This window comes from Leptospira dzoumogneensis, from assembly GCF_004770895.1.
Classification (GTDB): Bacteria; Spirochaetota; Leptospiria; order Leptospirales; family Leptospiraceae; genus Leptospira_B; species Leptospira_B dzoumogneensis.
Genome location: NZ_RQHS01000012.1, coordinates 81,580 through 107,725 on the forward strand (window position 1 = coordinate 81,580; position 26,146 = coordinate 107,725).

24 protein-coding genes are annotated in these 26,146 nt (G+C 40.3%); 14 read left to right on the forward strand and 10 right to left on the reverse strand.

From position 1 onward, the window contains the following. Position 1 precedes the first annotated feature (1 nt). Complete coding sequence (locus tag EHR06_RS08180; protein WP_135756545.1) at positions 2–1,588, reverse strand: hypothetical protein; 1,587 nt, start codon at positions 1,586–1,588, stop codon at positions 2–4. Beyond that, entirely contained in the window at positions 1,585–1,983 is a 399-nt protein-coding gene (locus tag EHR06_RS08185; protein ID WP_135626782.1) for a Fur family transcriptional regulator, read from the reverse strand. Before EHR06_RS08185 ends, EHR06_RS08180 begins: the two co-directional genes overlap by 4 nt. Before the next feature lie 105 nt (positions 1,984–2,088). Here EHR06_RS08185 and EHR06_RS08190 point away from each other — a divergent pair, with 105 nt between their 5' ends. Further along, positions 2,089–2,793 carry a leucine-rich repeat domain-containing protein gene (locus EHR06_RS08190; protein ID WP_135756546.1) on the forward strand — a complete coding sequence of 235 codons (705 nt, stop codon included), beginning with the start codon at positions 2,089–2,091 and terminating at the stop codon, positions 2,791–2,793. Positions 2,794–2,795: 2 nt separating this feature from the next. Here EHR06_RS08190 and EHR06_RS08195 read toward each other — a convergent pair whose 3' ends face one another. Continuing rightward, complete coding sequence (locus EHR06_RS08195; protein WP_135756547.1) at positions 2,796–3,581, reverse strand: hypothetical protein; 786 nt, start codon at positions 3,579–3,581, stop codon at positions 2,796–2,798. Positions 3,582–3,674: 93 nt separating this feature from the next. Here EHR06_RS08195 and EHR06_RS08200 point away from each other — a divergent pair, with 93 nt between their 5' ends. Beyond that, positions 3,675–5,297, forward strand: coding sequence for a peptidase M30 (locus tag EHR06_RS08200; protein WP_135756548.1), 1,623 nt, complete (start codon positions 3,675–3,677; stop codon positions 5,295–5,297). Here the strand turns inward: EHR06_RS08200 and EHR06_RS08205 are convergent, their stop codons facing one another. The 4 genes from EHR06_RS08205 to queA form a co-directional block, all read right to left on the reverse strand. Beyond that, entirely contained in the window at positions 5,298–5,606 is a 309-nt protein-coding gene (locus EHR06_RS08205) for a YbaB/EbfC family nucleoid-associated protein (protein WP_108930171.1), read from the reverse strand. Positions 5,607–5,662: 56 nt separating this feature from the next. Continuing rightward, on the reverse strand, positions 5,663–5,851 hold the full coding sequence (locus tag EHR06_RS08210; protein WP_135756549.1) for a hypothetical protein: 189 nt from the start codon (positions 5,849–5,851) through the stop codon (positions 5,663–5,665). A 225-nt stretch (positions 5,852–6,076) separates the two neighbouring features. Continuing rightward, positions 6,077–7,696 carry an AAA family ATPase gene (locus tag EHR06_RS08215; RefSeq protein ID WP_135756764.1) on the reverse strand — a complete coding sequence of 540 codons (1,620 nt, stop codon included), beginning with the start codon at positions 7,694–7,696 and terminating at the stop codon, positions 6,077–6,079. 51 nt (positions 7,697–7,747) lie between these two features. Beyond that, complete coding sequence (gene queA, locus EHR06_RS08220; protein WP_135756550.1) at positions 7,748–8,803, reverse strand: tRNA preQ1(34) S-adenosylmethionine ribosyltransferase-isomerase QueA; 1,056 nt, start codon at positions 8,801–8,803, stop codon at positions 7,748–7,750. A gap of 84 nt (positions 8,804–8,887) precedes the next feature. On the opposite strand from queA, the gene EHR06_RS08225 reads away from it, so the two are divergent. From EHR06_RS08225 to EHR06_RS08265, 9 genes are all read left to right on the forward strand, one after another. Beyond that, positions 8,888–10,198: a glycosyltransferase family 87 protein gene (locus EHR06_RS08225; RefSeq protein ID WP_135756551.1), complete on the forward strand. Its 1,311-nt coding sequence runs from the start codon at positions 8,888–8,890 to the stop codon at positions 10,196–10,198. A 15-nt stretch (positions 10,199–10,213) separates the two neighbouring features. Further along, a complete protein-coding gene (locus tag EHR06_RS08230; protein WP_135756552.1) occupies positions 10,214–11,341 on the forward strand; it encodes a glycosyltransferase family 4 protein in 1,128 nt (375 codons plus the stop codon). Positions 11,342–11,351: 10 nt separating this feature from the next. After that, positions 11,352–11,963: an LIC20162 family protein gene (locus tag EHR06_RS08235; protein WP_135756553.1), complete on the forward strand. Its 612-nt coding sequence runs from the start codon at positions 11,352–11,354 to the stop codon at positions 11,961–11,963. Further along, positions 11,963–13,348: a hypothetical protein gene (locus EHR06_RS08240; protein WP_135756554.1), complete on the forward strand. Its 1,386-nt coding sequence runs from the start codon at positions 11,963–11,965 to the stop codon at positions 13,346–13,348. Before EHR06_RS08235 ends, EHR06_RS08240 begins: the two co-directional genes overlap by 1 nt. A 63-nt stretch (positions 13,349–13,411) precedes the next feature. Then, on the forward strand, positions 13,412–14,920 hold the full coding sequence (locus tag EHR06_RS08245; protein WP_135756555.1) for an MBOAT family O-acyltransferase: 1,509 nt from the start codon (positions 13,412–13,414) through the stop codon (positions 14,918–14,920). 7 nt (positions 14,921–14,927) lie between these two features. Beyond that, positions 14,928–16,085, forward strand: coding sequence for an SGNH/GDSL hydrolase family protein (locus tag EHR06_RS08250; protein ID WP_135756556.1), 1,158 nt, complete (start codon positions 14,928–14,930; stop codon positions 16,083–16,085). A gap of 2 nt (positions 16,086–16,087) precedes the next feature. Then, positions 16,088–17,485, forward strand: a complete 1,398-nt coding sequence (locus EHR06_RS08255) for an MBOAT family O-acyltransferase (RefSeq protein WP_135756557.1) — start codon at positions 16,088–16,090, stop codon at positions 17,483–17,485. Between the two features lie 3 nt (positions 17,486–17,488). After that, on the forward strand, positions 17,489–18,559 hold the full coding sequence (locus EHR06_RS08260; protein ID WP_135756558.1) for a DUF1574 family protein: 1,071 nt from the start codon (positions 17,489–17,491) through the stop codon (positions 18,557–18,559). Beyond that, the gene (locus EHR06_RS08265; RefSeq protein ID WP_008588869.1) at positions 18,556–18,888 is read left to right on the forward strand and encodes a nucleotide pyrophosphohydrolase; all 333 of its coding nucleotides are present in this window, start codon (positions 18,556–18,558) and stop codon (positions 18,886–18,888) included. Before EHR06_RS08260 ends, EHR06_RS08265 begins: the two co-directional genes overlap by 4 nt. Positions 18,889–18,890: 2 nt before the next feature. Here EHR06_RS08265 and EHR06_RS08270 read toward each other — a convergent pair whose 3' ends face one another. Together EHR06_RS08270 and EHR06_RS08275 are read right to left on the reverse strand one after the other, a co-directional pair. After that, positions 18,891–19,289 (reverse strand): ExbD/TolR family protein, encoded by a 399-nt coding sequence (locus EHR06_RS08270; RefSeq protein ID WP_135756559.1) that lies wholly within the window; start codon positions 19,287–19,289, stop codon positions 18,891–18,893. 6 nt (positions 19,290–19,295) lie between these two features. Continuing rightward, complete coding sequence (locus EHR06_RS08275) at positions 19,296–19,772, reverse strand: MotA/TolQ/ExbB proton channel family protein (protein WP_135756560.1); 477 nt, start codon at positions 19,770–19,772, stop codon at positions 19,296–19,298. Between the two features lie 96 nt (positions 19,773–19,868). On the opposite strand from EHR06_RS08275, the gene EHR06_RS08280 reads away from it, so the two are divergent. The 3 genes from EHR06_RS08280 (at position 19,869) to EHR06_RS08290 (ending at position 24,016) form a co-directional block, all read left to right on the forward strand. Next, positions 19,869–20,615 carry a ubiquinone/menaquinone biosynthesis methyltransferase gene (locus EHR06_RS08280; RefSeq protein ID WP_135756561.1) on the forward strand — a complete coding sequence of 249 codons (747 nt, stop codon included), beginning with the start codon at positions 19,869–19,871 and terminating at the stop codon, positions 20,613–20,615. Positions 20,616–20,674: 59 nt separating this feature from the next. After that, positions 20,675–22,579, forward strand: a complete 1,905-nt coding sequence (locus tag EHR06_RS08285) for an LruC domain-containing protein (RefSeq protein WP_135756562.1) — start codon at positions 20,675–20,677, stop codon at positions 22,577–22,579. Between the two features lie 84 nt (positions 22,580–22,663). Beyond that, positions 22,664–24,016, forward strand: a complete 1,353-nt coding sequence (locus EHR06_RS08290; protein WP_135756563.1) for a PrsW family glutamic-type intramembrane protease — start codon at positions 22,664–22,666, stop codon at positions 24,014–24,016. Between the two features lie 41 nt (positions 24,017–24,057). Here EHR06_RS08290 and EHR06_RS08295 read toward each other — a convergent pair whose 3' ends face one another. Further along, positions 24,058–26,025, reverse strand: a complete 1,968-nt coding sequence (locus EHR06_RS08295; protein WP_135756765.1) for a hypothetical protein — start codon at positions 26,023–26,025, stop codon at positions 24,058–24,060. Positions 26,026–26,146: the final 121 nt, after the last annotated feature.

The following is a 26,146-nucleotide window of genomic DNA, read 5'->3' on the forward strand; positions in this document are numbered from 1 at the left end:
TTTACTTTTCCGTTAGTGTTTCTAAAATCCAGTCCGCATACAGGTCCGAGGATCTTTCGGAAGCCTGGTAGGTCAAATGGTGAGGATCTAAGAAGGATCTTTTATCTTCAAAATCGGAGACTGCGTTTTTGAATGTATACTTAGTTTTTCCTAAGTTTTCCAAATAAGAAATATATCCTTTGTACCAAGGACTGGATCCGTATACTTCTCTTTCAAAAGGATTTTCAGGAGAATTTACGAGGACCACTTGGATACCTTGAGATCCCAAATAATCCACTGCCTTTTTCAGATATTCTAATTCGGACCAAACGAAAAACTTAGGAGAAGATGCCAATTTGATCTTTGCCATTCTGAGAGTGACAAGTCTGGACATTTTGGAACTTTCTCCCTTATATCCATAGATCCTTTCCGTATAATCTTTGGAATAAGTAGAATCGTCCATTTTAGAAAGTCTAGAATCATCTAAACCTGGGATCCGAATATAAGAGATATGTTTTCGGATCTCATTTCTGCAGAAGTTTTGAGAAAGTCTGATCCCGTAAATTTCTTCCGTTCCGAAAATCCTTGCATCCACTTGCAAAGAAGAGATCTTTTTATCGGAAGCGATCCTGAGTTTAGTTCTATCCGATCTTTCCGGAACATTAAATTGGATCGTATGCCAACCGGACTTAGGGAAAGTTTTATCGAATAAGATCGGTTTACCTTCTCCCCAAATCCTTAATGTAGTGCCCTTCTCTTGGAAGAATACACTCTGCTCGAAAACTCCATTTTTTAATTCACAATCGATCGAGAATTCTGGTTTGGCCCATCCTCTTAGATAAATACCTTCTTCCGGGATGATACCCGTATAATAATGGTAAGACCTTCCGCTTCTAAGATGGTTTTCTATCCAAGCATCCATCGGATCATATAAAAAGCTGCGGTATCGGATCACTAAGAATAGAGATCTGGAAAGAAGAGATAAAAAAGCGGATTTACCGGTTTTTAGAATATCTCGGTATTTCTCCCTTAGATATTGGGCAGGATAGATCATCCTGTTTTGATGTCTTGTCTTCGCAGAAACATCGTCCAAAGATTTCTCGGAATATTCCAAATTCTGAAAGTCAATGATGGACTTTTCTTGGTACAGAAGATTCTGTTTGTATTGGGCCAATCTTGCTTCGTTTTCCTTTTCTGTGATCAGAAAATCCAACTGAAGATCCGCAGGATTCAAAACAAAAAATACAAGTTTAGGCTTTTTAGAAGCTATATCTTCCTTATAAAAATAAAAATCGGATGGTGTAAGAGCAGGATGAGAATAAAACTCCGTGCGAATGGATGCGCCCTTTAGTTTCTCGTTCATTCTTTCCGGCAGGGAAGAATAAAGAGCCACACTACTTCCTACAATCAGTGTTCCTTTTTCGTTTTCGGAAAATTCGATCCTTCTTCTTTTTTCCAAGAAGTTAAACCACGGAGAAGTATCCCATTCTAGTTCGTTCGGAAATCCGAACAGTAAATTCTCCAGCACGATACGATCGATAAAGGAAAATAATGCGATGAATAGAATGCTTAGGTAGAGTATTTTAAATTTTATTTTTTTTTGATTCATTTGGAAGAGGTATTACATTCGGAACAAACGCCGTATAAAATAATTTCATGGGAATCCAATGTAAATCCCTTAGGCAAATTTTCCATTGGGAAAGGACAGATCTCCACATCAAAAACCCGATCGCACACTTTACAATGGAAATGATGATGATGGTCCAGATGACTGATCTCGAAACGAGAAGATTCTCCGGGCAATTGGATCTCATGGATAGAACCTGATTCCAATAGATGGTTCACCGACCGATACACGGTAGCGATCCCTATATTCTGTATGGATTTTTTGGAGATATCGTGGATTTCCTTTACCGAAAGAGGACCTTTTGCGTCACGGATGACTCTCAGGATCTCGCCCTTTTGTTTGGTATTTCGAGAGGCGGATTTTTTATCTTCTTCCATTCGGATCGGCTTCGAATCTTATCTTGCTCCAAAAAGGAAGCATATGTCAACCCGATTCCAAATTTTTGGTTTTCTTCTTTTTTGAATCCAAATACATTCGATCTTATGAGGAAAATATTTCTAATCCTCTACTTCTTAATTGCCTGTTCTCAATCGAATCATCTTATCTCCGTACGAAATTCTGAAGGAGAAATTTTAGGAAAGTATCCTAAAGAAATACGTTGGTTGGGATTCGAAGACAATCCTAGTTGGAACGATCTATCTGCATTTTCCGGATTAGAAGTCCTAGAACTAAATTCTAAAGATATAAGATCGTTGGAAGGTTTGCCTGATCTTCCTAAACTCAGATACATTCTTCTTTCCGGATCTTCAGTGAAAGATCTTTCTCCGCTCAATCGTTTTGCAAAATTGGATAGTCTCGTTTTGAATCAAACGGAACTAGGCGACCAAGATCTGAAAAACTATCAGTATTGGAATAGATTGACCAGGATTGAACTGACAGATTCTAAAATTTCCAATCTGGGATTTTTAGGACCTGGCTGCAGTGTGAGGCATTTACAGCTAAAACATACTAAGATCACCGATCTTAGGCCTTTAGAAAATTGTACAAAACTAATGGAATTGTATTTGGGAGGAACTCAGGTAAAGGACCTAAGCCCTCTATACGGTCTTACGAATCTGATCCATTTACAATTGGACGGTTCGGATGTGTCCGCAAAAGAGATTTCCGATTTTAGAAAGATCCAGCCTTATGTAAAGATCATCCCCGGTTTACGCAGGATCTTAAATTCGGAGAATGGACTGGACTAACACTATAAAGCAAGAGGCCTTGCTTCTCCGGGATTCGTGTATAAGATCATATCTCCCGGTTGAGCCTGATTTGACTTTTCGGTTTTGATCTCTCCGGTAGTCTCCACGGTTTTAAGAGAGTTCAATTCCGTTTTCCTTCCATCTTGTTTTTCTAATATAGCCTTAGCACCTTTTCTTACCCTCGAAAGACGGATCCCCCAGATGCTTGTGATACTAGGATCCGTTTTGAGTATAATTGCGGAAATTTGGGAAATACTGGAAGATTTGGATTTTTTAAGAAGTATCCCCTCTTCTTCTCCTTCTGGTCCTGGAGTTAAACGAATATCTTCCGGGCCGGATTTCCATATTAGAAATTCGAAATGATCACATTCGTAGGCTCTTGTCAAAGTCCAACGATCTCCAGGATTTTTACTTGTAAACATTCTGCAAAGTTTAGGACGAAATCTAAAAAATTTTCCGGACTCGTCTAAATTTAGTTTTCCCTCAAATCTTGTTTCTTCCCAATTTTTAGATCCGCTCACAGTTAGTTGACTGATCAACATTTCTTTTTTGTTGGAATGATTTAGATAAACCTGTCGGATATAAAACCCGGTTGGGATTTTTTTGATCTCTGAAAAATATTCTCCGCTATTCGGAATAGAATCGAATGCCGGAATTTGTGGACCTGAGATCGGATCTTTTTGTAAGGGAGAAGGACGAAATCCGCAATTATATCCTAACGAAATAATTACGATATATTGAAATTTTTTGGAAAAAAATTTCCAAATCTTCGGAACCTTTTTAGTCAATGATCCTTGCTCCCATTCGACCCTGAATAATTATTGACCTTAACAAAAAGGATCAAGGCGTAAAGCTAGTTTCCTTTTTCGATAGGAAAGATCATGAAGGTTTCGACCGGAGACGGTTTTTGGAAGTCCCTTTGTATGCCAATAGGCAGATCTTTCTATACGTTTGTGTTTTCGGTTTGTTTGATATTCTTATTTTCCGACTGTGTAGTCAGCAATGATGCGCTCGGCACACAAGATAAAACGGAACCTAATATAAACGACCTACTTTCCTTAGCCAAAGCATCTAGTTCCTGCGGAGGCAATAATACATTCTGGATCCGTAATCTTGTAAAAAACAGTTCCAGTTGTGTGCAAACGATTAAGGTAGCAGCCGGCTCTCACGTTAATATCTACGCAACCAGCGGTCTAGAATCCGCTTTAGATTACCAATATATCTCCCAGGAATTCGATTCTAAAATTTACCCCAGGTTAGGCGAAGCATTCGGCTTTTCGGACGATTTGGACGGAGATGGAAAAGTTGCGGTTATCGTATCGGATATTCAGGACGGAAGTAGTACAGGTTCTTCCTTTGTAGCAGGATTTTTTGATCCGGTAGATTATTTCCCAGACAGCTCGAGTTATGCTGTCCGCTCTAATTATTCGAATATAGTGTATATGGACGGGGTGGAACTGGTCACAGTCCGTAACTCAGATCTTGCCCAAGGAAAACCGGATACATTCTTAGCAACGCTTGCCCATGAATACCAACATTTGATCCGATTCCAATATGAAGCCAGGATCATGAGCCAAGGCGGAGGAAGAGACGAGGCCTGGATCAACGAAGGAACCAGCGAAGTAGCGGCGGATATCGCAGGCTATTCTCCTCAAATAAACAGGATCAATTGTTATAGAGGCAGGAATTCAAGCGCATGTTCCAGAGGTGCGAACGGAAATAGTATATTCGGAAGTCCTAAATTTAACTCTCTTGTAGATTATGCGTTCGCCTATTCCTTCATGAAATACCTATATATGATCTCCGGAACGGATACGGATTCCAGAAATTCATTCTTTAGAACTGGAGTCCAAGGTCCTAAGGGTTATAGAGCCTCGGATGCAACCGGATTATTCCATCTATTCAAAACAAACGCGGATAATTATTTAAATTCCTCGCAAGAAGTTAAAAATGCGCTTGGAGCGGACAGCTCCGCTATCTTCATGAAAATTTATCCTGCATTCTTATGGCAGTCTTTAGGAGATGTTTCTCCTGAGTTTGCACAATCCGGAACGGATACGAACGGAGCTTCCGGATTTTTGCAGGATATCACTAAAACAATCCAATCTTTCCCGTTTCCTGCGGCAGGAACAGATGGGGATATTCTCAGAAAATTATACGATCCGCTCAGAATACCTGAGATCACCCCGTTAGGAGAATTGAATCCGGGACAGATCCAATTCGTAAAAGCGGATCGTTCTAATTCGAATGCTATCGGAAGACTAGTATTATTAAAAAAGAATATAGATGGAGCGCTTTATTCTCTGCAGATCAATACAGAGATGAAAAGGACGGGAGATATTTCGGTGTCTTTAGGAATTACCGAGAATGACGACGAAGGTGGAGAAGAAGCGATCGTTCTTCCTGAATCGACCGACTCTCGTCCGATCTGCCCTCATGAGTTCTTTAAACTCTCTCGGAATCGGACGAAACAGAAAATTTTTAACGAATATAAAGGCCCTTAATTAAGGCATTCCGGAAAGAAGAGATTTAAATTCTCCCATTCTTTCTTCCGCAACTTTTTGTGCCGCTTCCATAGATTGGTTCACAGCCTGCTTTATACTTTTCTGAAGTAGCTTTTTATCGTTCTTAGCAAGTAAAGAATCTTCGATACGGATCTCTTGAACGGTTTGTTTTCCGTCAGTAATACAGATTACCAATTCGTTCTTGGATTTTCCCTCGAAGGACAGCGCCTCCAGTTCCTTCTCCAATTTTTTCATACGAACCCGCATCTGGTTCATTTGTTTTAGATTATCTAAACTTTTGCCGAACATCGAACACTCCCGGTCTTTCTTGATAGGATTTTCAGACCGGGAAGCGGAGCAAGAAATTAAACCAGGCTGGGTCCGGTTTCTCCTACTCTCTCCGGCAGATCTCGGATCTGTTCCGAGACAGGTTCATCGCTTAAAAAGCCTCCGGTCCTAACTGGGGCGATTCCCAAACTGACTAAGAATCCCATACTCGCAACCAAGGTTACCAGTAAGGAAGACTCAATATTGATATTTGCCCGACGTTCCATGACTGTATATAAAGTATCGGTCGTTTCGGGGGAGACTGATTAGAGGATTTCTGAGAAAAAATCTGGGCCGACCGGCAATTTTGGGGAAAGTTTGGCCGCGCCACTCGCTTCGCTCGGGCCGGGCTCTCGCCTCCGGTCAAAAAATCGCATCCGCGATTTTTGTGACCCCGGCTCCATCCCTCGCGGGTTTAAGACTCACGCAGAGTCGCGAAGACGCAAAGGATCTTAATTTTCTTCGCCGTCTCTTTTGCGATCGATCCTTTCTTCTATGATCCTAAAAAGAGAACCGTTCGGGTATTTACCCGATTTGGAGATCCTACCGGCTGGAACCCCGAAAATATCAGGGATCAGATCTTCTACATGGGAGCAGGAGAATATCTGGAAATTCCCCTTTTTCATACTTTCTCGGATCTCGCGGGGAAGGTTCAGATCTCTCATATTATCTTTAGGGATATAAATTTTATACTTCTCTCGGGTAGAACCTGTAAGTCGGATCACGTCATACCAGGCCTGGATCTTAGTGTTTACGGAACCCACGGGAAGAATATCTCCGTACTGAGAAAGTGCACCTGTCACTGCGATATTACAAGGGATTTCCAAACCGGAAAGAGCGGATAGAAGTGCCAGAAGTTCCGCACAACTTGCTGAGTCCCCGTCGATCGGAGAACTATTTTGCTCAAATAGAATAGAAGCATCCAAACCAAAAGATTGTGTATGAGAAAACATTCCTTTAATATAGGACTGTAGGATAAACACTCCCTTATCGTGAAGGCTGCCTGAAAGATTTACTTCTCTTTCTATATTGATCAGGTTTCCGGAGCCCAAGGAAACCCTGGCGGATACTTGGTTTACTTGTCCGAAATCGAGAAGAGAAGATTGCAGCAAAATTACGGAAAGACCGTTGATCCGCCCTGTTTTCTTTCCTTTGAGAGGAACTGAGATCAGTCCTTCTTTGATATTCTCTATATATTTTCTTTTATGGATTGCCGTTCTTTTTTGAATGAGAGAAGGACCTGCTTCTATCTCTGCCCTTCCCACCGACTTCTTACCTTTATTATTAAATGCTAATACTTCCCTTACGAAGGAACGAAGTTCGGAAAGATGTAAAGAAAGTCTAGTCTGGCTGTCATTCCATCTAAGTGCAAGTTCCAGAAGTGAATCCAATGCTGCTTGGTCCAAAGGTGGATAACCCGGCTTCTCCCAAGACTTGAGAAGTCCCGAAAAAACAGGAAGCCAGGATTTTTCCAAACTGATCTCGTACGGCATGTGGATCTTAAAATCGAAACTTCCGTAAAAGTCGGCATCTATCTGAGAGATAGAATCCACTTCCGTTTCTTCTCCCACTAAAATAAGCCTGAATCTGGAATCTATACTTGGATGAAATCGATTGATATTGGTGGAATCGGAACCTTCCGGAAGAGATAAAAAATCTATCTTACCCGTTAAGAGTACACCTTTCAGAAAATAATAAAGATCCGGATCTTCTACAAATGGTTTGATTGGAAGAAGTAGAAGTCCGCCGTTTGCTTCCGAAATTTTTCCCGGTCTATACTTGTTTTCAAAAGGAAAACCTGCCAGGGAGAGCAAGGTAGGATTCGGTTCTGCAACTACAGGCTGGGCTTTTACGATCTCTTCTAGGTATTGTCCGAATTGTAAAAGGTTTGCTTCTATCTCAGGACCGGTGATCAGGATATGCCGGAAGAGTCCCGGGTTTCCCAGGGCTTGGCGGAATGTTCTCACCTCTTCCTTATGAAATACTAAAAAGTCAGGCAGTCCGTTCAGTCTGGCCGGCTTTGCCGCTTTAAATCTGATCTCAGTTTGCCCAGGAAGAACCTTTCTTAACACCTTTCCCATTTTCCGTTTCGGCTTAGAATTCCTCAATTAAATAAGTTGGGTTCATACTTTTTCAGGATCCAAAATCAGCATGGAATCTCCGTAGGAAAAGAAACGAAATTTATGTTCTATTGCAAATTTGTAGGCATTCAGTATTTTTTCTTTTTCTGAGAATGCACTTACTAACAAAAGTAAACTGCTTTGGGGAAGATGGAAATTAGTGATCAGACCTTCGCAGCTTAGGATAGAATCTTCCGGTTGTAAAAACAGCCTCGTTTTTCCTTCTCCCGATCGGAAAGTTTTACTGTTCGGATCATAAGCGGATTCCAAGGCTCTGAGTGTCGTAGTGCCTACAGAAATGATCCTTTTACCATTCTTCTTAGCAGAATTGAGAAGATCTGCCGTTTCGGAAGGAAGATCGAATTCTTCTTCATGTAATTTTTTATCAGCAAAATGATCTTCGTTCAAGGATTGGAATGTGCCATAACCTACTTTCAATTCTAATTTCAGAAATTCTATATTTCGATTTTTTAGCTCTTGTAGTAGTTCCGGGGTAAAATGTAAACCTGCTGTAGGAGCTGCAACTGAACCTAGGTTTTTGGAATACACAGTTTGGTAACGGATATCGTCCTCTGATGTACTTTCTCTTTTGAAGTATGGAGGGATCGGAGTCCGGCCTATTATCTCGAATGAATTCTCATCAAGAGTAGTTTCCGTTTGGAAGATGGTAAATTCTTCTTCTTTTCGTCCAACTGTAAAAAGGAATTTTCCAGTTGCCTCGTCTGAAACTTTATCTCCTAACTTTAGCTTTTTAGAATTTCGAGTAAGTGTTTTCCAAATTCCAGGTTCTGTTTCAGAAAGAAACATTGCCTCATGTCTTCTTCCTGTTTTAGTAACCAAAAACACTCTTCGTTTGGAAACTCTGGTTGCATTTGCCACCAATATATCTCCTTCTCGGAGATAGTTTAATATCTTTGAAAATTCTGTTTCTTCTTTTAAAAAACCCCGGGTCCTTCCTAAAACAAGCAGCCTACTCTTATCTCTTTTTTCCGCAGGGAATTTTGCGATCTGGTCCTCGGGAAGTTCGAAATCAAAATCAGACAGATCTTGGAATTCCATTCTTCCAATGAATTCGATCCGAAGAATTCGGGAACCGATTTTTAATTTCTTGGCTTTTTCGGGCGGACAGAAAAGAGTACCTGAATGCGGATCGACCTCAAAAAATCCGGCCCTGTTTTAGTATTCATTCTATTTTTAGCTTTTCTTTACGCAAACGGGTTCAGCCGCACGGACCTATCTTCCGATTTTTCGGACTATTACGAAGCCTCCCGTAATTTCAAACAAGGCAAGGACCTATACAGCTTGGATGCTCTGTCTGAAGTGATCCAAGAATTCGAAACCGGCAAATTGAAAATAGACCAAATATTCGATCCGGAAGTATTCTTTAGGATCAAAACAAAAGTGGAAAATGTAGGCTCCTATATTTATCCGCCGACTTTTGCCTTCTTGCTCATCCCAATCTCAGGACTTCCTTTCGAAGTCGCCTCTCGGATATTTTTCACGATTAATTTTATCGCTCTGGTCTTAAGCCTGCTATTGATCGGAAAACTTTTAGGAAGAGAGAAATCATTCCTGTTCTTATCAGCGGTTTTACTTTTATCTTTAAGATTTGTAGAAAATCACCAGAACAATAACCAAGTAGGGTTCTTACTCCTATTTCTAATTTTAGTTTCTGTTTCCGTCCAAAAGGATTGGTTATCAGGACTTATTTTAGCTCTCGCAATCGTGATCAAGATCACACCTGCTGCATTCTTGTTTTATTTCTTATACAAAAAAAGACCGATGGTGATCGTTTATACGATCATCTTTGCCCTAGGCTGGATTGCACTGCCGGCGTTGTATAATTCGGAGTTCACTTGGAAGATGAACCAAACCTGGTATGATCTGGTTTTAGATAAATATCTAAAGTCTCCCGCTTTGCGTGCATGGAAGAATAACCAAAGTTTGAATTCTACCCTCTCTAAATACTTTTTAGCATATTCCGATTTGCTAAACCAGGCAAGATTCGGGATGCCTTTTACGACTTTAGCCGTAAATCAGGTAAAGATCATCTCCGGGATTTTAAGCTTAGGGATCGCAGGTCCTTATTTATATAGAGTGTTTAAAGGAGCTTCGGAAGGATTTGTTCTATCAGGGCTATTCTTCTTTTCCGTAATTTTCAGCGGGATCTCTTGGATACACGCATTCGTATTCTTATTATTCCCGACTGCATTTGCTCTTTCCAAACTTTGGCCGGAACAGGGAGAACCTCTTTTGGTCTGGGAAAAATGGAAATCAAAATTAATAGAATATAGATCCGCTACGATCTTTATCTCCATCTCCATATTGGTTCTACTCTTGAACAGAAGTTTTATAGGGAATATTGCGGAAGAAGCGATATTGATGTTCTCCTTCTTATTATATACTTCTTTGATACAATACGTATGCACTTTTTATTCGGACAGGACCGCTTAGGCCGTTCATAATCTTATGCTAAAAAAGGAAAATTTAAAATACAAGCCAAGGGTTGCGGTAGACGCAAGACCCTTGTCTTACGGGATCACAGGAAATTCCAGATACCTCGCAGAAGTTTTGCAAAGACTTTTGCGTCCGGATTCTCCTTTAGAATATTATCTTTATTCGAATAAACCTATTCATCCCGTATTCAATCATCTGATCGGGCTTACTCCCACTTTTATTCCCAGCAAACTCCCAGGAGTTCTATGGTTAAATTTTATCATACCTTCTTTGGTAAAAAAGCATAGGATAGATCTGTTTTGGGGAACCTTACAATTACTTCCTGCATTCGGTCTTAAAATCCCTACTTTAGTAAATTATCATGACCTAAATTTTAAGTCTGCACCTGAGACAATGACCACCGCAAATTATTGGCAGCATAAGATCATGTCTCCGATCACTTTAAAAAAAGCGGATAAAGTTCTATGCCTTTCTCAAAATACTAAGAATGATATTCTAAATTTTTTACCCGAATTAGAACCAAAATTAGAAGTAGTGTATCCGGGAGTCCAAGGTTTTGGATCCGTATCAGCACCTGAAAAAACTCTGCCTAAAAATTTCCTATTCTCCGTTGGTACATTAGAACCCAGAAAAAATCTAAACACTCTTGTAGAGGCATATCTTACCTTAAAAAAAGAAGAACCTAATTTTCCTTATCCTCTTGTCTTAGCGGGAAGACTAGGCTGGAAATCGGAAGGACTCACCTCTATTCTAAAGGAAGGCGGTTTAGAAAAGGACGGAGTTTATTTTATAGAAAATCCGGATGATTCTAAACTAGGTTGGCTTTATAAAAATTGTTCTTATTTTATCTTCCCTTCTTTGCATGAAGGTTTCGGTCTGCCATTACTCGAGGCGATCCGAGAAAACAAACCTTGTATTGTTTCGGACATTCCTGTGTTTCACGAGGTTTTGGATGAGTTTACAGATTCTTTCGTTTCTCCTAAGAATTTAGAGGCTTGGAAAAACGCACTTTCCCTTGCCGGTAAAAAAGGGATCTATGGCAGAAAGCCGAGTAGAAACGATTGGTCTTGGGATTCCACCGCAAAGCTGGTCGAAAATTCTCTCGTAGAACTTTGGAAATCAAGAAAGAAAAACTCCTAGGCCCTCAAGTATGAACAAATCCGATACATCCAAGTCCGTATGGTGGAATTGGGAGAATTCCGAAACGGAAATAAGATCCTCATTCTCCAGGATCAAAAAAAGTAAATTAAAGATCAATTATATACCTCCGGTCCTGGCGATCGCAGCTTACGGAGTATTTTTATCCTATTTATTCCCTTTTAGAGCTACTGTCTCTCTTTGGGTTTTCAAGTTTGTGGAACTTCTGCAGATTACCAAAGTACTAAAACTTTCCCTATTAACGGATAAAAGATTATACGATTATACTGCACTTTTTGTGATCTCTTACATCGCATTTGCATTCTTCTTGGATCTGATCCGATTCTTAAAAAAGAACCTATTCCAAACTTTCATTACGGAAGAAAACAGGCTCGCAGTTACTAAATGGGGATTTTTAGGAAAAGAAACCATTCGTTGGAATCCGGACCAAACGGGTTTACAGATCCATCATAAATCGGGATGGTTCCGTTCCCTTTTAGGTTTGGAAAAACTTTCTTTTAGAATTCATATCAACGAAGCGGAGAATTCAGTTCTCGCGGAATCTCCTTACTTCTTTTCAAAAAGTAATTCTGATTTTTTATCCTCCGTGTTTAGATCCGTTTAATGTTTAAACGTTCTCTAGAAAGCCTGGAGTTCCTTAAAAAAGCGGAGAATATATTTCTTTCTCCATCCATTTGGGCGGGTTTTCTATTCCTGGTTTGTTTTACAGGGGTCTTATTTTTATTCGATCTTAGATTTTTGTCCAGGCATTACGATTGGGATTCGATCGTATACACTCACAATATCGTAACCAACAAATACTGGAAAGTATTCTTCAATCCGCATCATATCGGTTTCGAAAGTACGGGATTATTGTACTTAAAATTTTGGTATTGGTTTCATGGACCTGACTCTGCAATGTTCGGGTTAAGACTTAGGGTTTTAGTAGTAGCATCCTTCTTCATTTTTATACTTATGTTATCCTATTGGAGATTATATAAAGATCTAGCAGGAGCTGTTCTTTTGGGACTGGCAGTTCATTGTTCCCAAGGATTTTGGTTTTATGCCCAGCATAATGACACTCCGCTTATCCATTCCTGTTTTACTGCCGCCTTATTTTTACTTTGTGTTTGGAATTCTAAGAACGGTTGGTCTCCCGGCAAACTGTACATCGCAGGTTTTTTGCAGGTCTGGAATGTTTATTATCACCAATCAGATACGATTTTTCTAACATTCGTTCCCGTTTCCGTTCTTCTTGCGGATAAATGGAGAGGTAGAAATTTCGAATATTCTTATAAGCTAAAACTGATTTTCGTATATTTATTTTCTGTAATTCTTATTCTTACGGTTTCTTATCTGTATGTCGGATTTATACTTCTAGAAAGGAATTTAACCGCTCCGATCGAAAGTGAGAAAAATTTTGCGAACTGGCTATTCTTATACGCTTCTCAGGAAAAATGGGGAGCAGCTCCCGGACCTAAAAATTATATCATGAATTTTTACAGAGGGATCGGGGATGCCTTCCTAAATTTCGAAGGCGTGAAGAACGGGCTCAGGATCAATACAAACGATCTTACATCTCTCAAAAGTTTCCCTTATAATTTAAATTTAGGATTTTGGATCGGGATCTTATTTTTAGCGTTCGTAAATTGGATACGTCTTTGGAAGTCCTATAAAACGGAACTCATTCTTCTATTCTTTTGGCTGATCCCTTCTTTCGTATTCTACACTTGGTGGGAAGGTTATTTTTTCGAATTCTGGGTATCTTCCGTGATAGGGCTTCTTATCTTTGCTGCCTTAGTATTTCGTTCTTTAGAATTTGAGAACTTCAGATTCGGAATAAGATCCATCTCTCATATTATTTTATTCTCTTATGTGAGCTTACTTTTTTTAGTTAATTTCACTTATTCTACTCTTCCTAGATCAGAAAGATCCCATAAAAGTTTTATAGAAGGAATTGAAGATAAGTACGAGGATATTACTCCTGAACCGGTGTATCGAAACGAGTAAATAAGTGCTTGTGGGTTTCCCTCAGTCCAAAAAACTGCACAGGAGTCGAGGACAAACGAACGAATGCTGTTCAATTCAGCCCATTTTCTCGTATTTTTGCCGATCGTTTTGATCCTAGCAAAGATCTTAAAAGGTACATACCAAAGAGTTTTCCTTCTTCTTGCCAGCCTCTACTTTTATAATGCTTGGCATCCCGCTTCTATAGTTTGCAACGATATCAGGACCTCTACTTGGTACGAGAACTGGATCGATCTATCCTTCTGTAATTTTAATATCAACTTATACATCATCATTCTGATCGTTTCCATGATCGTGGATTACGTTGCAGGAAGATTAATGAGCGGAGAAGGAGTTTCTGAAAAGTTCAGAAAGTTATGCTTAGTCGCTTCTTTGATCACAAATCTCGGGATCTTAGCTTATTTTAAATACACGAATTTTTTATTAGAAGTTTTTGCGGATCTATTCAACCAGATCTCTACAGGCGAGTCTCTTAAGATAGAACATCTAAAGATCATTCTGCCTGTCGGTATTTCCTTTTATACGTTCCAGTCCATGAGTTATACGATAGACGTATTCCGCAGGAACTTAGAAGCACGTAAGTCCTTCTTAGACTTTGCATTGTACGTTTCCTTCTTTCCTCAATTAGTAGCCGGACCGATCGTTCGCGCCCACACTTTTTTCAGGGATCTGGATGATACTCCTAAGGTCACTGCAGAAGATGTGCAGATAGCTTTTGCTCAGATCTTAATGGGATTTACCAGGAAGATCGTATTTGCGGACAACTTGGCAAAGGTAGTAGACTTTACATTCAATAATTATAAAATTCTAAATCCTGCAGAGATCTGGGTAGGAGCGATGGCTTTCGGCTGGCAGATCTATTTCGACTTCGCAGGTTATACGGATATTGCGATCGGAACGGCAAGACTTTTCGGATATAAATTCGATCCGAACTTCAACTTTCCGATGGTCGCAAGGAATATCGCGGACCATTGGTCCCGCTGGCATATTTCCTTCTCCACTTGGATCAGGGACTATATTTATATCCCTCTAGGCGGTTCTAGAGTAGGAGTTTTAAAAGGATATAGAAACCTTTTTATTACCTGGTTATTCGCAGGTATCTGGCATGGAGCAGCTTATCACTTTGTAAGCTGGGGACTCTGGCAGGGGGTCATGCTAGGTATTCATAGAGAATATTCCAGAACCAAGGTTGCCGCCTGGCTGAATGAAAAAGGCGGATTAAGTTACGATATAGGTGCTCGGGTATTCACGATGTTCTGCCTTTCCTTCGGATTCATCATGTTCCGAGCAAAAACAATGAAGGCTTCCTGGGAAATGATGAAGTCTCTCGTATTTGCCGTGCCCGGCGGGGTCTATTCCGTTAAAACGTTCGTAAATTATGATTACGGAATATTACTAGTGATCTGTTTCATTCTTTCCTATTATTTCTCCCGAAACCCGATAGAAACGATCGTGGAAAACAAGAAAAAGTTCGGTGTATTCGTCACGGCGAATCTATTTATCATTCTGTTCTTCGGAGCAGGAGGTCAAAACTTCCTGTATTTCGATTTCTGAGGCGAATATGAATCCGTATATCAGTTTGATCCGTCAAAGAAGTTTTTGGATCCCAATTTTAGTATTGGCGCTATTCGATCTATGCCTGCAAACGGGAGTTTATAGGCCTTATCTTAAAAAAGGATCCTTTGCCGCAAACGTTATCCGAAATACTGATTATGTTTTGGAGAAAAAGGCCGAATTCGAACCTACAATACTTCTTCTTGGGACCTCGGTCGCCCACCAGGGACTTTCTCTCAAAACTCTAAACGAAACATTGGAACCGTACGGAGAGAGGATCCAATCCATTGCTATGGAAGGAACCGAGTTAGTAGTGCAAGACTCACTTGTACGTAACCTTCTTCCTAAATTCCCTAAAGTACACACCGTTTTACATATACTAGAGATCTCTACACCTTGGGTAGACCAGGAAGATCTACAGATCCATACTCTTGCTATGTTAGGAGAGTTGGATAGAAGGTTGGCATTCCCTTTAATCTACGAATTCAACTATAATGTACGTTATGACGACCTTGGGTTTCTGGCGTTCAAGAGTATCGCATACAGAAGAGATATCCGCGACTTTATTTTAGATCCTTCCAAACGTCTGAAAGATATTAGCAGAAGAAAAAAAGAAGTTAAGCTCACTCCTTGGCCTCATGAGAATACTAATCTTCCTAGTATCAGCATGTTCCCGGAAGTGAAGGATATCAAGTCCTGTATGAAGGTCACGAATCCTGGAAACGGTATCGCAGCACCTGCCGGCTCCGACCAATTCCATAAAAAAGCGATTTGGGACACCTGTGCTTTAGGAGAGAGAACTCCGGTTAAAGTAGAAAGAACCAAACCGGTGAATAACTACTTCCATAGATTAAAAATACTGCATAATGATATTCGCCAAGTCGGTTTGGAGAATGGGCATAAGATAAAGATCATCGGAGTGATCGCGCCTTATAGCGAGATCATTAAAAATTGGAGAAGCCCGGACAGAAATCGTATCTGGGAAGAAGAGATCCGAAAGATCGACCCAAACACTCGCCTACTCGATTACCAAGCGAGCTTGGACGGGCAAAATAATGGGGATTATTATTACGATCTGATCCATTTGAATAAAGCCGGAATGGAAAAATTCTCAGCTATTTTCTCTGCCGACTTACCTTCTATTCTAGGATTAAGCCGTAAATAAAGATGATCTTTACCTCCACTTTATTTTTCGTATTCTTCCTGATCGTTTATATTCTGTACTGGTCTTGGGATAGCCGTAAATACAGGGAATGGATCCTATTAATTGCATCCCTGGTATTCTATGCTTCTTGGAATCCTCCTTTTCTTTTACATCTATTAGGGATCGTATTCTTAAATTATCTTTTTCTAAAGCCGATCGCCAAAACAAAAAGTAAAAAGCTTCTTACGATCATCGTTTTGATCGATCTGATCAATTTAGGAATATTCAAATATTTTTATTTCGTATCGGATAATCTTTTCTACATAACAAATTTGTCATTATTCAACACGAGCACATTCTCCTTTAGGATCATTCTTCCTTTAGCGATCAGCTTTTATACATTCCAAGTAATGGCATTCGTGATAGATGTGTATCGCGGAAAAGTAGAAGAACTTCCTAACTTCTTCCATTTTACTTTGTTCTTATTATTTTTCCCTCAGTTGGTCGCAGGACCGATTATGAGAGCGAAAGACTTTTTCCCAAGACTTGAAAATCTAAGAATTCACAAAACCGCGATCTTTACGGGATTATTCCTGATCGGGCTCGGCGCATGTAAGAAGATCTTAATTGCGGATAATTTAGGCGGTTTGATCGATCCTGTATTCTTAAGGCCTAAAGAATATGGAAGCGGATCCTTACTCTTAGCTACAATAGGATTTACCTGGCAGGTATATTCGGACTTCTCCGGGTACACCGACGTAGCAAAAGGCTGCGCTTTATTATTTGGATTTAATATTCCAAGAAACTTCAACGCTCCGTTCTTCAGCAAAAATATCCACGAGCTTTGGAGAAAATGGCATATCACCCTTGGGACCTGGCTCAAGGATTATATCTACATTCCATTAGGCGGAAGCAGAGGCTCCGAAACCAGAACGAATATCAACCAAACGATCACATTTGCTTTGGGTGGTCTATGGCATGGAGCCAACTGGACTTTTTTAGCCTGGGGACTTTCTCATGGACTGTTCTTGTTTGTAGAAAGAACATTCGAGAGAAAAGGTATCAAGATCCTACCCGAAACAGGAAAATTTTTCACCGGGATCCGGATCTTTTGGACCTATACTTTATTTACTCTTGCGGCGGTATTTTTCCGTTCATTTAGTATCGGAGATTGTTTTTATATTTTCGAAAGTTGGTTCTATCATATTCGCCCGGAACAAACAAATACTCTATCCTTCAATTTGGTGATCCCTTATATTATAGGCGGATTTATTTTTCACGCCGCGGAAGCTCCAGCGCACTATCCTCTTTGGTTCCAAAGAAATAGGATCAAACTTTTACTTGCTTTCCTTTTGATCGGAGCTTTGATCTTCGGAAATTACGCAGGCAAGGGACAAGACTTTATTTACTTTGCATTTTAGATTATGAAAAGAATCCCTTTGTTACATCGAAAAATTCTTTGGATCCCTCTCGGGATCGCGGCATTACTCTTAGTATGGGACAGGATACTTTCTTCCGAAAAGATCAGGCCTTATACGGAAACTGGTGCAGAATATTATTTTTATAATATGAAGGATAAGGTTCTTTCTACCATGAAGAAAGAAACCGATTCTAAAAAAGAAGACCAAAAGGTGCTCACATTCTTCGGAACCTCTCATATGGGAGAATTCTCACTCGAGGAATTTGAAAAAGAAAGCCCGGGTCTGATCGTATACAACCTTTCCGGACCTTCTGCCCCTTATTCTTTTCATAATTTCACTTTAGAAAAACTTCTTTCTAGAAAAATCCCTTTGGACTATGCGATTTTAGAATATTATCCCGATTCAGGAACGGACTTCGCAAATAGATATCCATTACGTTATTCTTATGATTTTCCATTTTTCTTAAGATATTGGAATATATTCTCCACGAACGAATGGGATAGTTTTTTAAAAGCCAAAGTCTTCCGCACTTCAGTATTTCCTCCAAGATTTAAAGAAGCTTTTTCCAGGATCAAAAATCCAGGGGAAGTCCAACAACTCGTATTCATTCGAGATATTCTGATCAATGAATCCGACAAGTTTAAGGGAGGGATCCCGAACGGACTTCTGGCAAATACTCCTGAAGATAAATTAGGATCGGAGTCCGAGAGAATTTTTAACGAGTCTTATAAAAATTTCAAAAGTTCCAAAGTACAAGAGTACTTCCTCAGGAATTTCTTAAATACCGCAAGAGAGAATCATATTAAAGTAGTTTTATGGACTCCTTTATTATATTCCACATTCTCTGAAAAAGTCAGATCCGCTCCATTTTTCCAAGAATGGATAGATCTAAGAAATAAACTCATCCAAGAATACCCGGAAACTTTGGTACTCGATATGGAAGAATATCGTTCCAGAATGAAATGTCAAAAGTTCATAGATCCTCACCATCTAAGCGGTGGATGTTATGCAGAGCCTACTAGATTTCTGGTGGAATTTTTGCAGGAAAAGGGAAATCTTCCTAAAACAAGATGAACTTCGACGAAGCCCAAAAGACGGTAGATGATTGGATCAAAACCATCGGGGTTAAATATTTTTCCGAACTTACAAACCTAGCCATCTTAATGGAAGAAGTAGGTGAATTTTCCCGCTTGGTCGCAAGAAAATACGGAGACCAATCTTTCAAAAAGGGAGAAGATCCGGAAGGTCTATCCAAGGAACTAGGGGATATACTTTTTGTTCTGACCTGTTTAGCAAACCAGATGGGAATTTCTATGGAAGAAGCTTTTAAGGCCACTTTAGAAAAGAACACAACTCGTGATAAAGATCGTCATAAGAACAATCCTAAGTTAAAAGATCTTTAATATTATTTTTGTCCTTGGACAGCAAGCTCCAGGGAAGAAGCTCCCGACCTACTGAGTAAATCCAATACTTTTACGATCTCTTCGTAATTTGCGGTTTTATCCGCGAAAAACCGGACTTCTTTTTCTTTTACAAGTCCTTGTTTTAATTTTTCTTCCAGGACCGCTTTTTGGACTTTTTCCTCCCCTATTCTATAAGAGCCATCCGGCAAAAGAACAAATTCTACTCTTTCACCTTTTGGGTCTTCTCCCTGCCCTACTTTAGGAAGTTCTAATGGAATAGATCTGATCTCCTTTCGAAAACTGACCGCTAACATTACAAAAACTAGAAGTATAAATACTACGTCTATAAAACTGGTCAGATCTATTCCTGGATCTTCTTCTTTTAAGATAGACTTTTTCATTTTTACTTATCTAGGAGGGATTTTTAACCAGGACAAGGCTTCTCTTTCCAAGTCCAATAATCTATGTTTTAAAAATTGAAAACCGAATAAGGAAGGGATCGCCACGAACAAACCTAGGATCGTTGTCACGAGTGCAAGTTTGATCCCGCCTGCAAAAGCATCTAAGCTGACTGTTCCTGCTGCTTGCAAAGAAGAAAATGCCTCGGAGATCCCGAGCACAGTCCCTAAAAGTCCGAGCATTGTAGAAATTCCTGCCAGATGTTTTATCCAGGATAGTTTGGTTTCAATGGGAAATAATACTTCTGAAAGTTTTTCTTCCCAAATGGAAGGATTGTTTTCAGTGATGAAGTTTTGTTTTAAGGATTCTTTTCTTTTGGGAAGAATACTCCATACATGGATAAAGGTTCCGAGATTCCAAACGGAAAGAAGGATGATCAGGCTGGAAACCCAATCCAATCCTTGTAGAAAGCCTAGGTCTTTCATCGTTTCTCCAAAATACGGGGGCTTCTAGTTTCTGTCATCCGAACAAAAATCCAAATCCCTCTTGCACCCTAGAGATTTGTCAAAATCCTGAGGGAAATGGCCTCTTTTCAAATGCCTTCTTCAGACACGAAGGCGGATTTCGTTCGAGTAAATTTCAATAGGATCGCTTCCAAGTACGATCGTTTCAACGATTGCAGCAGCTTCTTTTTGCATAGATCTTGGAAGAATAGATTGGTAGAAGAGATCGAAACAGAAACCAAGGGGCCGATCCGAGTTTTAGATCTATGCTGCGGAACCGGAGACATCTCCATCCGTCTAGAAAGATCCCAAAGAGTGGAATCTTTACTAAGCCTGGACTTCTCCGAAAACATGTTAGAAGTCGCAAAAACAAGACTAGAAAAACCGATCAACCAAGGCAGAGTAAAAGTTGAATGGGGAGATGCCACCAATCTTTCTCAGGTCAAAACGGAAAGCCTGGATGCAGTCAGTATAGGTTTCGGTTTAAGAAATGTGAATGATCTAGACAAGGCTTTGTCAGAAATTTATAGAGTGCTCAAACCCGGCGGAGTATTCGCCAACCTGGATGTAGGAAAGGTCAAGAATCCTTTTATAAAAGCATTCGCTGATTTTTACTTTTTCAGGATCGTTCCTCTTTTCGGTTATGTACTTTGGGGAGGCAAAAACGAGATGTTCGATTATTTGCCGGTATCTTCCCTTTATTATCCGGACCAAGAAGGTTTAAAATCCAAATTGGAACAAGCAGGCTTTGAGAAGGTCCGATATACTAACTTTGTATTCGGAAATAGCGTCCTCCATATAGGAAAAAAACCTAATAGACCGTAGTACCAATCCTTTTCATCCCGTCTCCTTAAGGTAAAGAGATTAGAGTGGGGTAACCCTTCATGAAGAAGTTCCTAGCCTTGGCGATGATTGCCGGGTTTGTTTATAACTGTGGCCATAAGAAGAATGGCCTTTTATTACCGTTTTTTTTCTTAGGAAGCCAACATACCGCAACCGGAGGAGTTCCAGGAAACACCGGTAGTCCTGGAGTGGTATTTGTTCCAGGAGACGGTTCCGGAAATCCTGTAACACCTCCTGCAGACAATACTGATAATAGCGGTGGTTCCACTACTACTCCATCGGATCCTAATTCCAATTCAGGAAGTGGGAATTCCAACAGCGGGTCTTCCGGCTCCGGCAGTTCCAGCGATTCTTCCGATCAAGGCTCTTCTAATTCGAATAGTTCAGATTCTTCTAATACATCCGGATCTTCCGGTAACTCAAGTAGTTCCGGAAATTCGGGAAGTTCTAATGATTCAGACTCGGGATCTAGCTCTTCTCCTTCTGATACAGCAAGTAATAGCGGTAATTCATCCAGTGGAAGCGGCAGTTCCGGATCTTCAGATCCAGGAAACAATACTTCTTCCAATAACAATTCCGATTCTAACTCATCCTCCGGAGATTCGACTGCATCCAATAGCGGATCATCCGGTTCCGGTGGATCCAGCAATTCTTCCGAAACTCCTACGGTAGCTGTAGTAGTGGTAGAAGATCCGAAAGGAGAACCTAGTTTTAATTACAATACTACGATCAATATTCCGCTGAACCTTACAGTTTTGGATAATAAGTCCAATGTGGTAACCGGAGCTACTGTTCTAGTATATGATGAAAATAATAATATACTATTCCAAGGTGTTTCCGATTCTTCCGGAAAAGTAACAGGAACATTAACTGTTCCGACTTCGGTTGGAAATATTACTGTAGATATTTCGATCGGTGGAGAATCCATTTCCCAATATATTAGCTTAGAATCAGTCCTCGGAATTAACAGAACGATCAGATATGAAGTCAATCTTCCTGCAGTTCAGATTACCGATACGGACGGAGACGGAATTCCAGACGATACTGATATATATCCGAACGATGCTACTCGTTCCACAGAAGTTGCTTATCCTACCGAGGGAGTGTTCACCGTAGCTTATGAAGATCTTTATCCTTCTGCCGGCGATGCCGACTTCAACGACTACGTGATCCAATTCAAGAATGAAGAAGATCTAAACTCTTCCGGAAAGATCGTAAGATTAAGAGGAAAATACCAACATGTCGCTAAGGGTGCAGGTTATAAACACCAGTTTTATATCAAATTACCTGTGGATGTAGGAGCTTCCATTACCTACAAACTTACCCAAGCGGACGGAAAAGTAGAAACTGCAACAAACACCGTAAGTGTAACTGCTGCGAACTTGAGATCAGGTTATCAGATCTTTGATGATTCCAATAAGACGATCAGAGGACAGAACGTTCACCCTGGTGATGTGTTCAAACCCGGATTTATCGCAACAGTAGAGATCGTATTCAATGCTCCTGTAGAAAGAGCTAAATTGGGATCCTTCCCTTATGATCTGTATGCGTATGTGATCAATACCAAACAAGAGATCCATTTCCCAGGATTGTATAAGAACAATAATGGGATCGACAAATATCTGGACAACACAGGATTCCCTTGGGCGATCTTGGTTCCTGGAGCTTGGAAATATCCTTACGAAAGATATGATATCAGAAAGGATTCTGAAACAGGATATTCGGAGTTCAATCTTTGGGTATCTTCCGGCGGAAAAAATTACAAAACTTGGTACTACGATGTGACCAACGAGTCCAAGGTATTCCCTGTTCCGAGCGATAGTAGTTTACTAGGTTATTTGTTTCTCTCTGTGAAAAAATTCGCGATCTTCTATTCTCTGGGGTTAGTGATTGCCGGAGGAATTGCGGTTTATTTACTGAGAAAAAAACAAAGTCTAACCGCATAGAAATCAGAAACCCCGCTTAACAAATATTGCGGATTGAAAGGCGTCGCTTAAAATTGTCGGGCGGCGCCTTTTTTATTGAAGCGAATGGAAAATTGGATCTTTTTAGGCAAACCTATCTCTGCGATTCTCGCCGCCTGGTTTTATTGGGACTTTTATCGTAAGACCTATTACTCCGGACAAGGAAGTACATTCACAACATTCGCATTCTTTTACGGAATGATCGCAACCGGGATCGCTCTTGCCTGGGAAGTGGGAGTATTCGATCTATTCGAAAATTATTCCGCATTCTCCAGGGCAATGCTCACGGGAGCCATTCCGGAAGAAACTTCCAAAGCGATACTGATATTTATATTTTTAAGACAGGTTAAAAATTCCTCCAATCTTGCAGATGGATTATATTTCGGCCTGACTCTGGGTGCTTCCTTCGGTTGTATAGAGAATGTATTCTATTCTTTTAAATTGGACTTTTGGCAGGGTCTACTCAGGTCGGGAACTTCCTTACCTTTGCATACTTTCTCAGGTGGTATATTAGGATTTTTTATTTTAAAATTCCTGCAATCTAGAAAAGGAAATTTTTCTGCTTTAGATCTGATCTCAGCATTCTCCTTTTTGGTCATTCTTCACGGGTTCTATAATTTCTTATTGATACAAGGGGGACTCGGAACTGTTTATATTCCTTTGATCCTTGGACTTTCTTTTTTGACTTTAGAATTACTCGTGGTACAAGCAGAAGTAACACTTCCATTCGAGTTATTGCAGGCGGAAAATCTATATGTGGATGATTATTCCATGATCCGCAGATTTTCCAGATACGATTCCTGGTTAAGAGCTGCTCAATCCAAAGAGAATGTAAAAGAAATTCCTTTATTAAGGGATCTTTCTACAATTCGATCGTTTCTCTCTGTTTTGTTATTCGGTGTTCCCATCTTTTGTCTGAACTTTTATCTATTCGTTCCGGAATGGATCCCATACTATTTAGCAAATATAAGCTCTTTAGAATTTATCACATTATTCATGGAATATCCTGCATGGTTAGGATTTCTGTTCCTGCTTAGAGGTATGATCAACCCATCTTTCTTTCGGGAAAGAATTCTGAAAATCCCGCTATTCCTTTCCGTAAACTTAGGACCTCAGGGAGATGAGGAACCAAGCCTTGCTTATTCTCTTTCCAGAAAAGGTTTTTATTCTCCGGTGATCCGAGAACCTGAACTAAATAAAGAAACCACTGTTTCCTTTTATATAGCAGGAAGAAATTTCGAGAAGATACCTGTCGTTCCAGTTTGGAAAAATTTCAGACCCGAAGATCCAAACCATGAAAGCGGTGCATTGTATAGATTCCCCAAGATCCCTTGGGGACTTTTAGCCTGGAGATGGTCTATCCGGATTAAACAACAGTATCGAAATACGATAGATGCGTTTTCTAGAACGAAAACTTGATTGAGAATTGTGAATGTTGGAACTCCAACAATGTGCTCCGGTTACCTAATACGATTCAGACCGTCAAAATCGTCCGTTCCGATATAGAACTCAGACGGCCCCGCTTGGTACCAAGAAATCCTCATTATCTTTGCAGTTAATGTCTTAGCTCCTGCGGGAACTCCTAAACCTACTTGGTTCACAGTAGTATTCAAAGGAGTACTTCTGGATTGTAATTCCACACCATTTTGGTCGGAGAAGATCCAACGGATATAAACAGGCTTTCCTGCTTTAGGAGCTTCTTCCAAAGCAATACGTAAGCTGATATTTCCCTTATCGCCCAAAATCCAAGAAGTCCCTGAACGGAAAGAATGATATCTTCCCCCGGCCTTCTCCTGAAATTTTGCCTTTGCGGAAAGCTGGTAAGTCTTTCTTTCTTCGTATCTGAATTCAGGACCTTGCAACTGAGAAGATTGTCGGATGAACGCTTTCGCAGTCAGTCCCAAACCGAATAGTAAACAAACCAGATTGAATGCGGGAACCATCCACCATTTAGGCAGGGTCCGGGTAGAAGGTCCGGAAGCGCTTAAAAGCCATATTAAAAGAAAACCTAATATTCCGGCTCCGCTTGTCCAAGGTTCATAGAATGTAACAGGAAAGAATAGAAGAGGCAGAAACCAATAAGAAGTTCTGGTAAATGATTCTAAGCCGACCCATACAAAGAATAGAAGGAAAAATAAGATCCCGCCTTCTGAAAGTAAGAACACCCAAGAAGTTAATGCGAAGTCCTGGGTTCCATTCGGAGGATAAGCACCTCTTGGTCCGGATTCGATCCAATGTAGAGCAAATCCACCGAATCCCTGTCCGAATACCGGAGCCTCTTTAAACCAGTTCCATGCGGATAACGTCTGGACCCAACCGTCCTTCCAGAAAATTTCCAACATTTTAGAGAATGTTTTTCCCTTGGTCCATGCGTTAGACGCATCCTCTCTGATCAATTGCCAAGGAGTAAACGCCCAGTCCATTCCACCGATGAAATAAACACCGACTAAAACAGAGATAGTCCCAAGAATAACGAATGGAATAAAAGAATATTTCCAGATCGGATTTCTAAACCCTCTTTGATAACTAAGCCCTATGACTAAAGCAGCTTGGAAAATAATGAGAAGCCAATAACCGGAACTTTGGTATTTCCCCGCAAGTCCGAGCGCAATAAATACAGCTACACTTAATAGAACTCTAGAAGAGATCCTCCAGTTCCTGCTATGGATCTGGTAAAAGAAAAATCCGAATAAGATCGGCATTCCTATTCCAAAAGAAGAAGCATCCGGGAAGAATGCGGAGACTCCGAACGTTTCTGCATTTCCTGCAGTAAAAGGAAAATCAGTGGAAGGAGCTAGTCCTTGGATTGCACCTAAAATTAGATTCCCAGTAAAACCTGCAGTGATCCCTGTTCTCCAATGTTTTCCAGGAGGATCAGTATCATGAGAACTTGTTTCTTCTGCGAAGAAGTATAAGAATGCGGATAACCAAGAACCTATACTATCCAAGCTCAATGCAAACGCATACTTAGAAGAGATCCCGGAAGAATATTCAGTATCCTGCAAAACCCAAGAAGTCAGAGGATCTGTTCCGAAATAAGCAAGTAGCCTATCTAAAAGCAAAAATACCGCTAAGATCAAAAATGCAGTTCTAGGATTTTTAGTGAACTCAAGAGAGTTCTTATAAGGACGGTTTATATAAAAATATCTTAATACTGGATCGTCGTCGTTTGCAGGATGTCCGTAAAAAGTGGAGATATATTGTCTCAGAAAAATCCCAAAGATCGCCCCGGCAAATAAAGCGGATAAGTATAAATATCCACCTTCTCCATAAAGCAGTAAACCGGGAGAAAGTAACGCGAATGCCGCAGTGAACATTCTACCTGATTTTCTATGATGAAGATTCGGAAGTAATCCAGCCAAGAACTGGATCCAAACAATTCCAAGATTCCCATCCGGATCTCTTACTACAAGTGTCCAACGAAGCAATAGGTAGGACAGGACCACTGTTAAGATCAGTGTAAGAAAGGTAGGAGTTTTAAGAGGCCTCAATCGGGCGAAAAGATTTGGCACGAATTGGAAATGCTCGCCGAAAACGAGTAGATTTCAA

Bases quoted from the DNA above. Each gene is read 5' to 3' on its own strand.
- EHR06_RS08180 (WP_135756545.1), bottom strand. From the start codon at position 1,588: ATGAATCAAAAAAAAATAAAATTTAAAATACTCTACCTAAGCATTCTA.
- EHR06_RS08265 (WP_008588869.1), top strand. From the start codon at position 18,556: ATGAACTTCGACGAAGCCCAAAAGACGGTAGATGATTGGATCAAAACC.
- EHR06_RS08285 (WP_135756562.1), top strand. From the start codon at position 20,675: ATGAAGAAGTTCCTAGCCTTGGCGATGATTGCCGGGTTTGTTTATAAC.
- EHR06_RS08230 (WP_135756552.1), top strand. From the start codon at position 10,214: ATGCTAAAAAAGGAAAATTTAAAATACAAGCCAAGGGTTGCGGTAGAC.
- EHR06_RS08210 (WP_135756549.1), bottom strand. From the start codon at position 5,851: ATGGAACGTCGGGCAAATATCAATATTGAGTCTTCCTTACTGGTAACC.
- EHR06_RS08185 (WP_135626782.1), bottom strand. From the start codon at position 1,983: ATGGAAGAAGATAAAAAATCCGCCTCTCGAAATACCAAACAAAAGGGC.
- EHR06_RS08240 (WP_135756554.1), top strand. From the start codon at position 11,963: ATGTTTAAACGTTCTCTAGAAAGCCTGGAGTTCCTTAAAAAAGCGGAG.
- EHR06_RS08260 (WP_135756558.1), top strand. From the start codon at position 17,489: ATGAAAAGAATCCCTTTGTTACATCGAAAAATTCTTTGGATCCCTCTC.
- queA (WP_135756550.1), bottom strand. From the start codon at position 8,803: ATGGAATTCCAAGATCTGTCTGATTTTGATTTCGAACTTCCCGAGGAC.
- EHR06_RS08270 (WP_135756559.1), bottom strand. From the start codon at position 19,289: ATGAAAAAGTCTATCTTAAAAGAAGAAGATCCAGGAATAGATCTGACC.
- EHR06_RS08205 (WP_108930171.1), bottom strand. From the start codon at position 5,606: ATGTTCGGCAAAAGTTTAGATAATCTAAAACAAATGAACCAGATGCGG.
- EHR06_RS08250 (WP_135756556.1), top strand. From the start codon at position 14,928: ATGAATCCGTATATCAGTTTGATCCGTCAAAGAAGTTTTTGGATCCCA.
- EHR06_RS08225 (WP_135756551.1), top strand. From the start codon at position 8,888: ATGCGGATCGACCTCAAAAAATCCGGCCCTGTTTTAGTATTCATTCTA.
- EHR06_RS08200 (WP_135756548.1), top strand. From the start codon at position 3,675: ATGAAGGTTTCGACCGGAGACGGTTTTTGGAAGTCCCTTTGTATGCCA.
- EHR06_RS08190 (WP_135756546.1), top strand. From the start codon at position 2,089: ATGAGGAAAATATTTCTAATCCTCTACTTCTTAATTGCCTGTTCTCAA.
- EHR06_RS08235 (WP_135756553.1), top strand. From the start codon at position 11,352: ATGAACAAATCCGATACATCCAAGTCCGTATGGTGGAATTGGGAGAAT.
- EHR06_RS08290 (WP_135756563.1), top strand. From the start codon at position 22,664: ATGGAAAATTGGATCTTTTTAGGCAAACCTATCTCTGCGATTCTCGCC.
- EHR06_RS08245 (WP_135756555.1), top strand. From the start codon at position 13,412: ATGCTGTTCAATTCAGCCCATTTTCTCGTATTTTTGCCGATCGTTTTG.
- EHR06_RS08280 (WP_135756561.1), top strand. From the start codon at position 19,869: ATGGCCTCTTTTCAAATGCCTTCTTCAGACACGAAGGCGGATTTCGTT.
- EHR06_RS08255 (WP_135756557.1), top strand. From the start codon at position 16,088: ATGATCTTTACCTCCACTTTATTTTTCGTATTCTTCCTGATCGTTTAT.
- EHR06_RS08275 (WP_135756560.1), bottom strand. From the start codon at position 19,772: ATGAAAGACCTAGGCTTTCTACAAGGATTGGATTGGGTTTCCAGCCTG.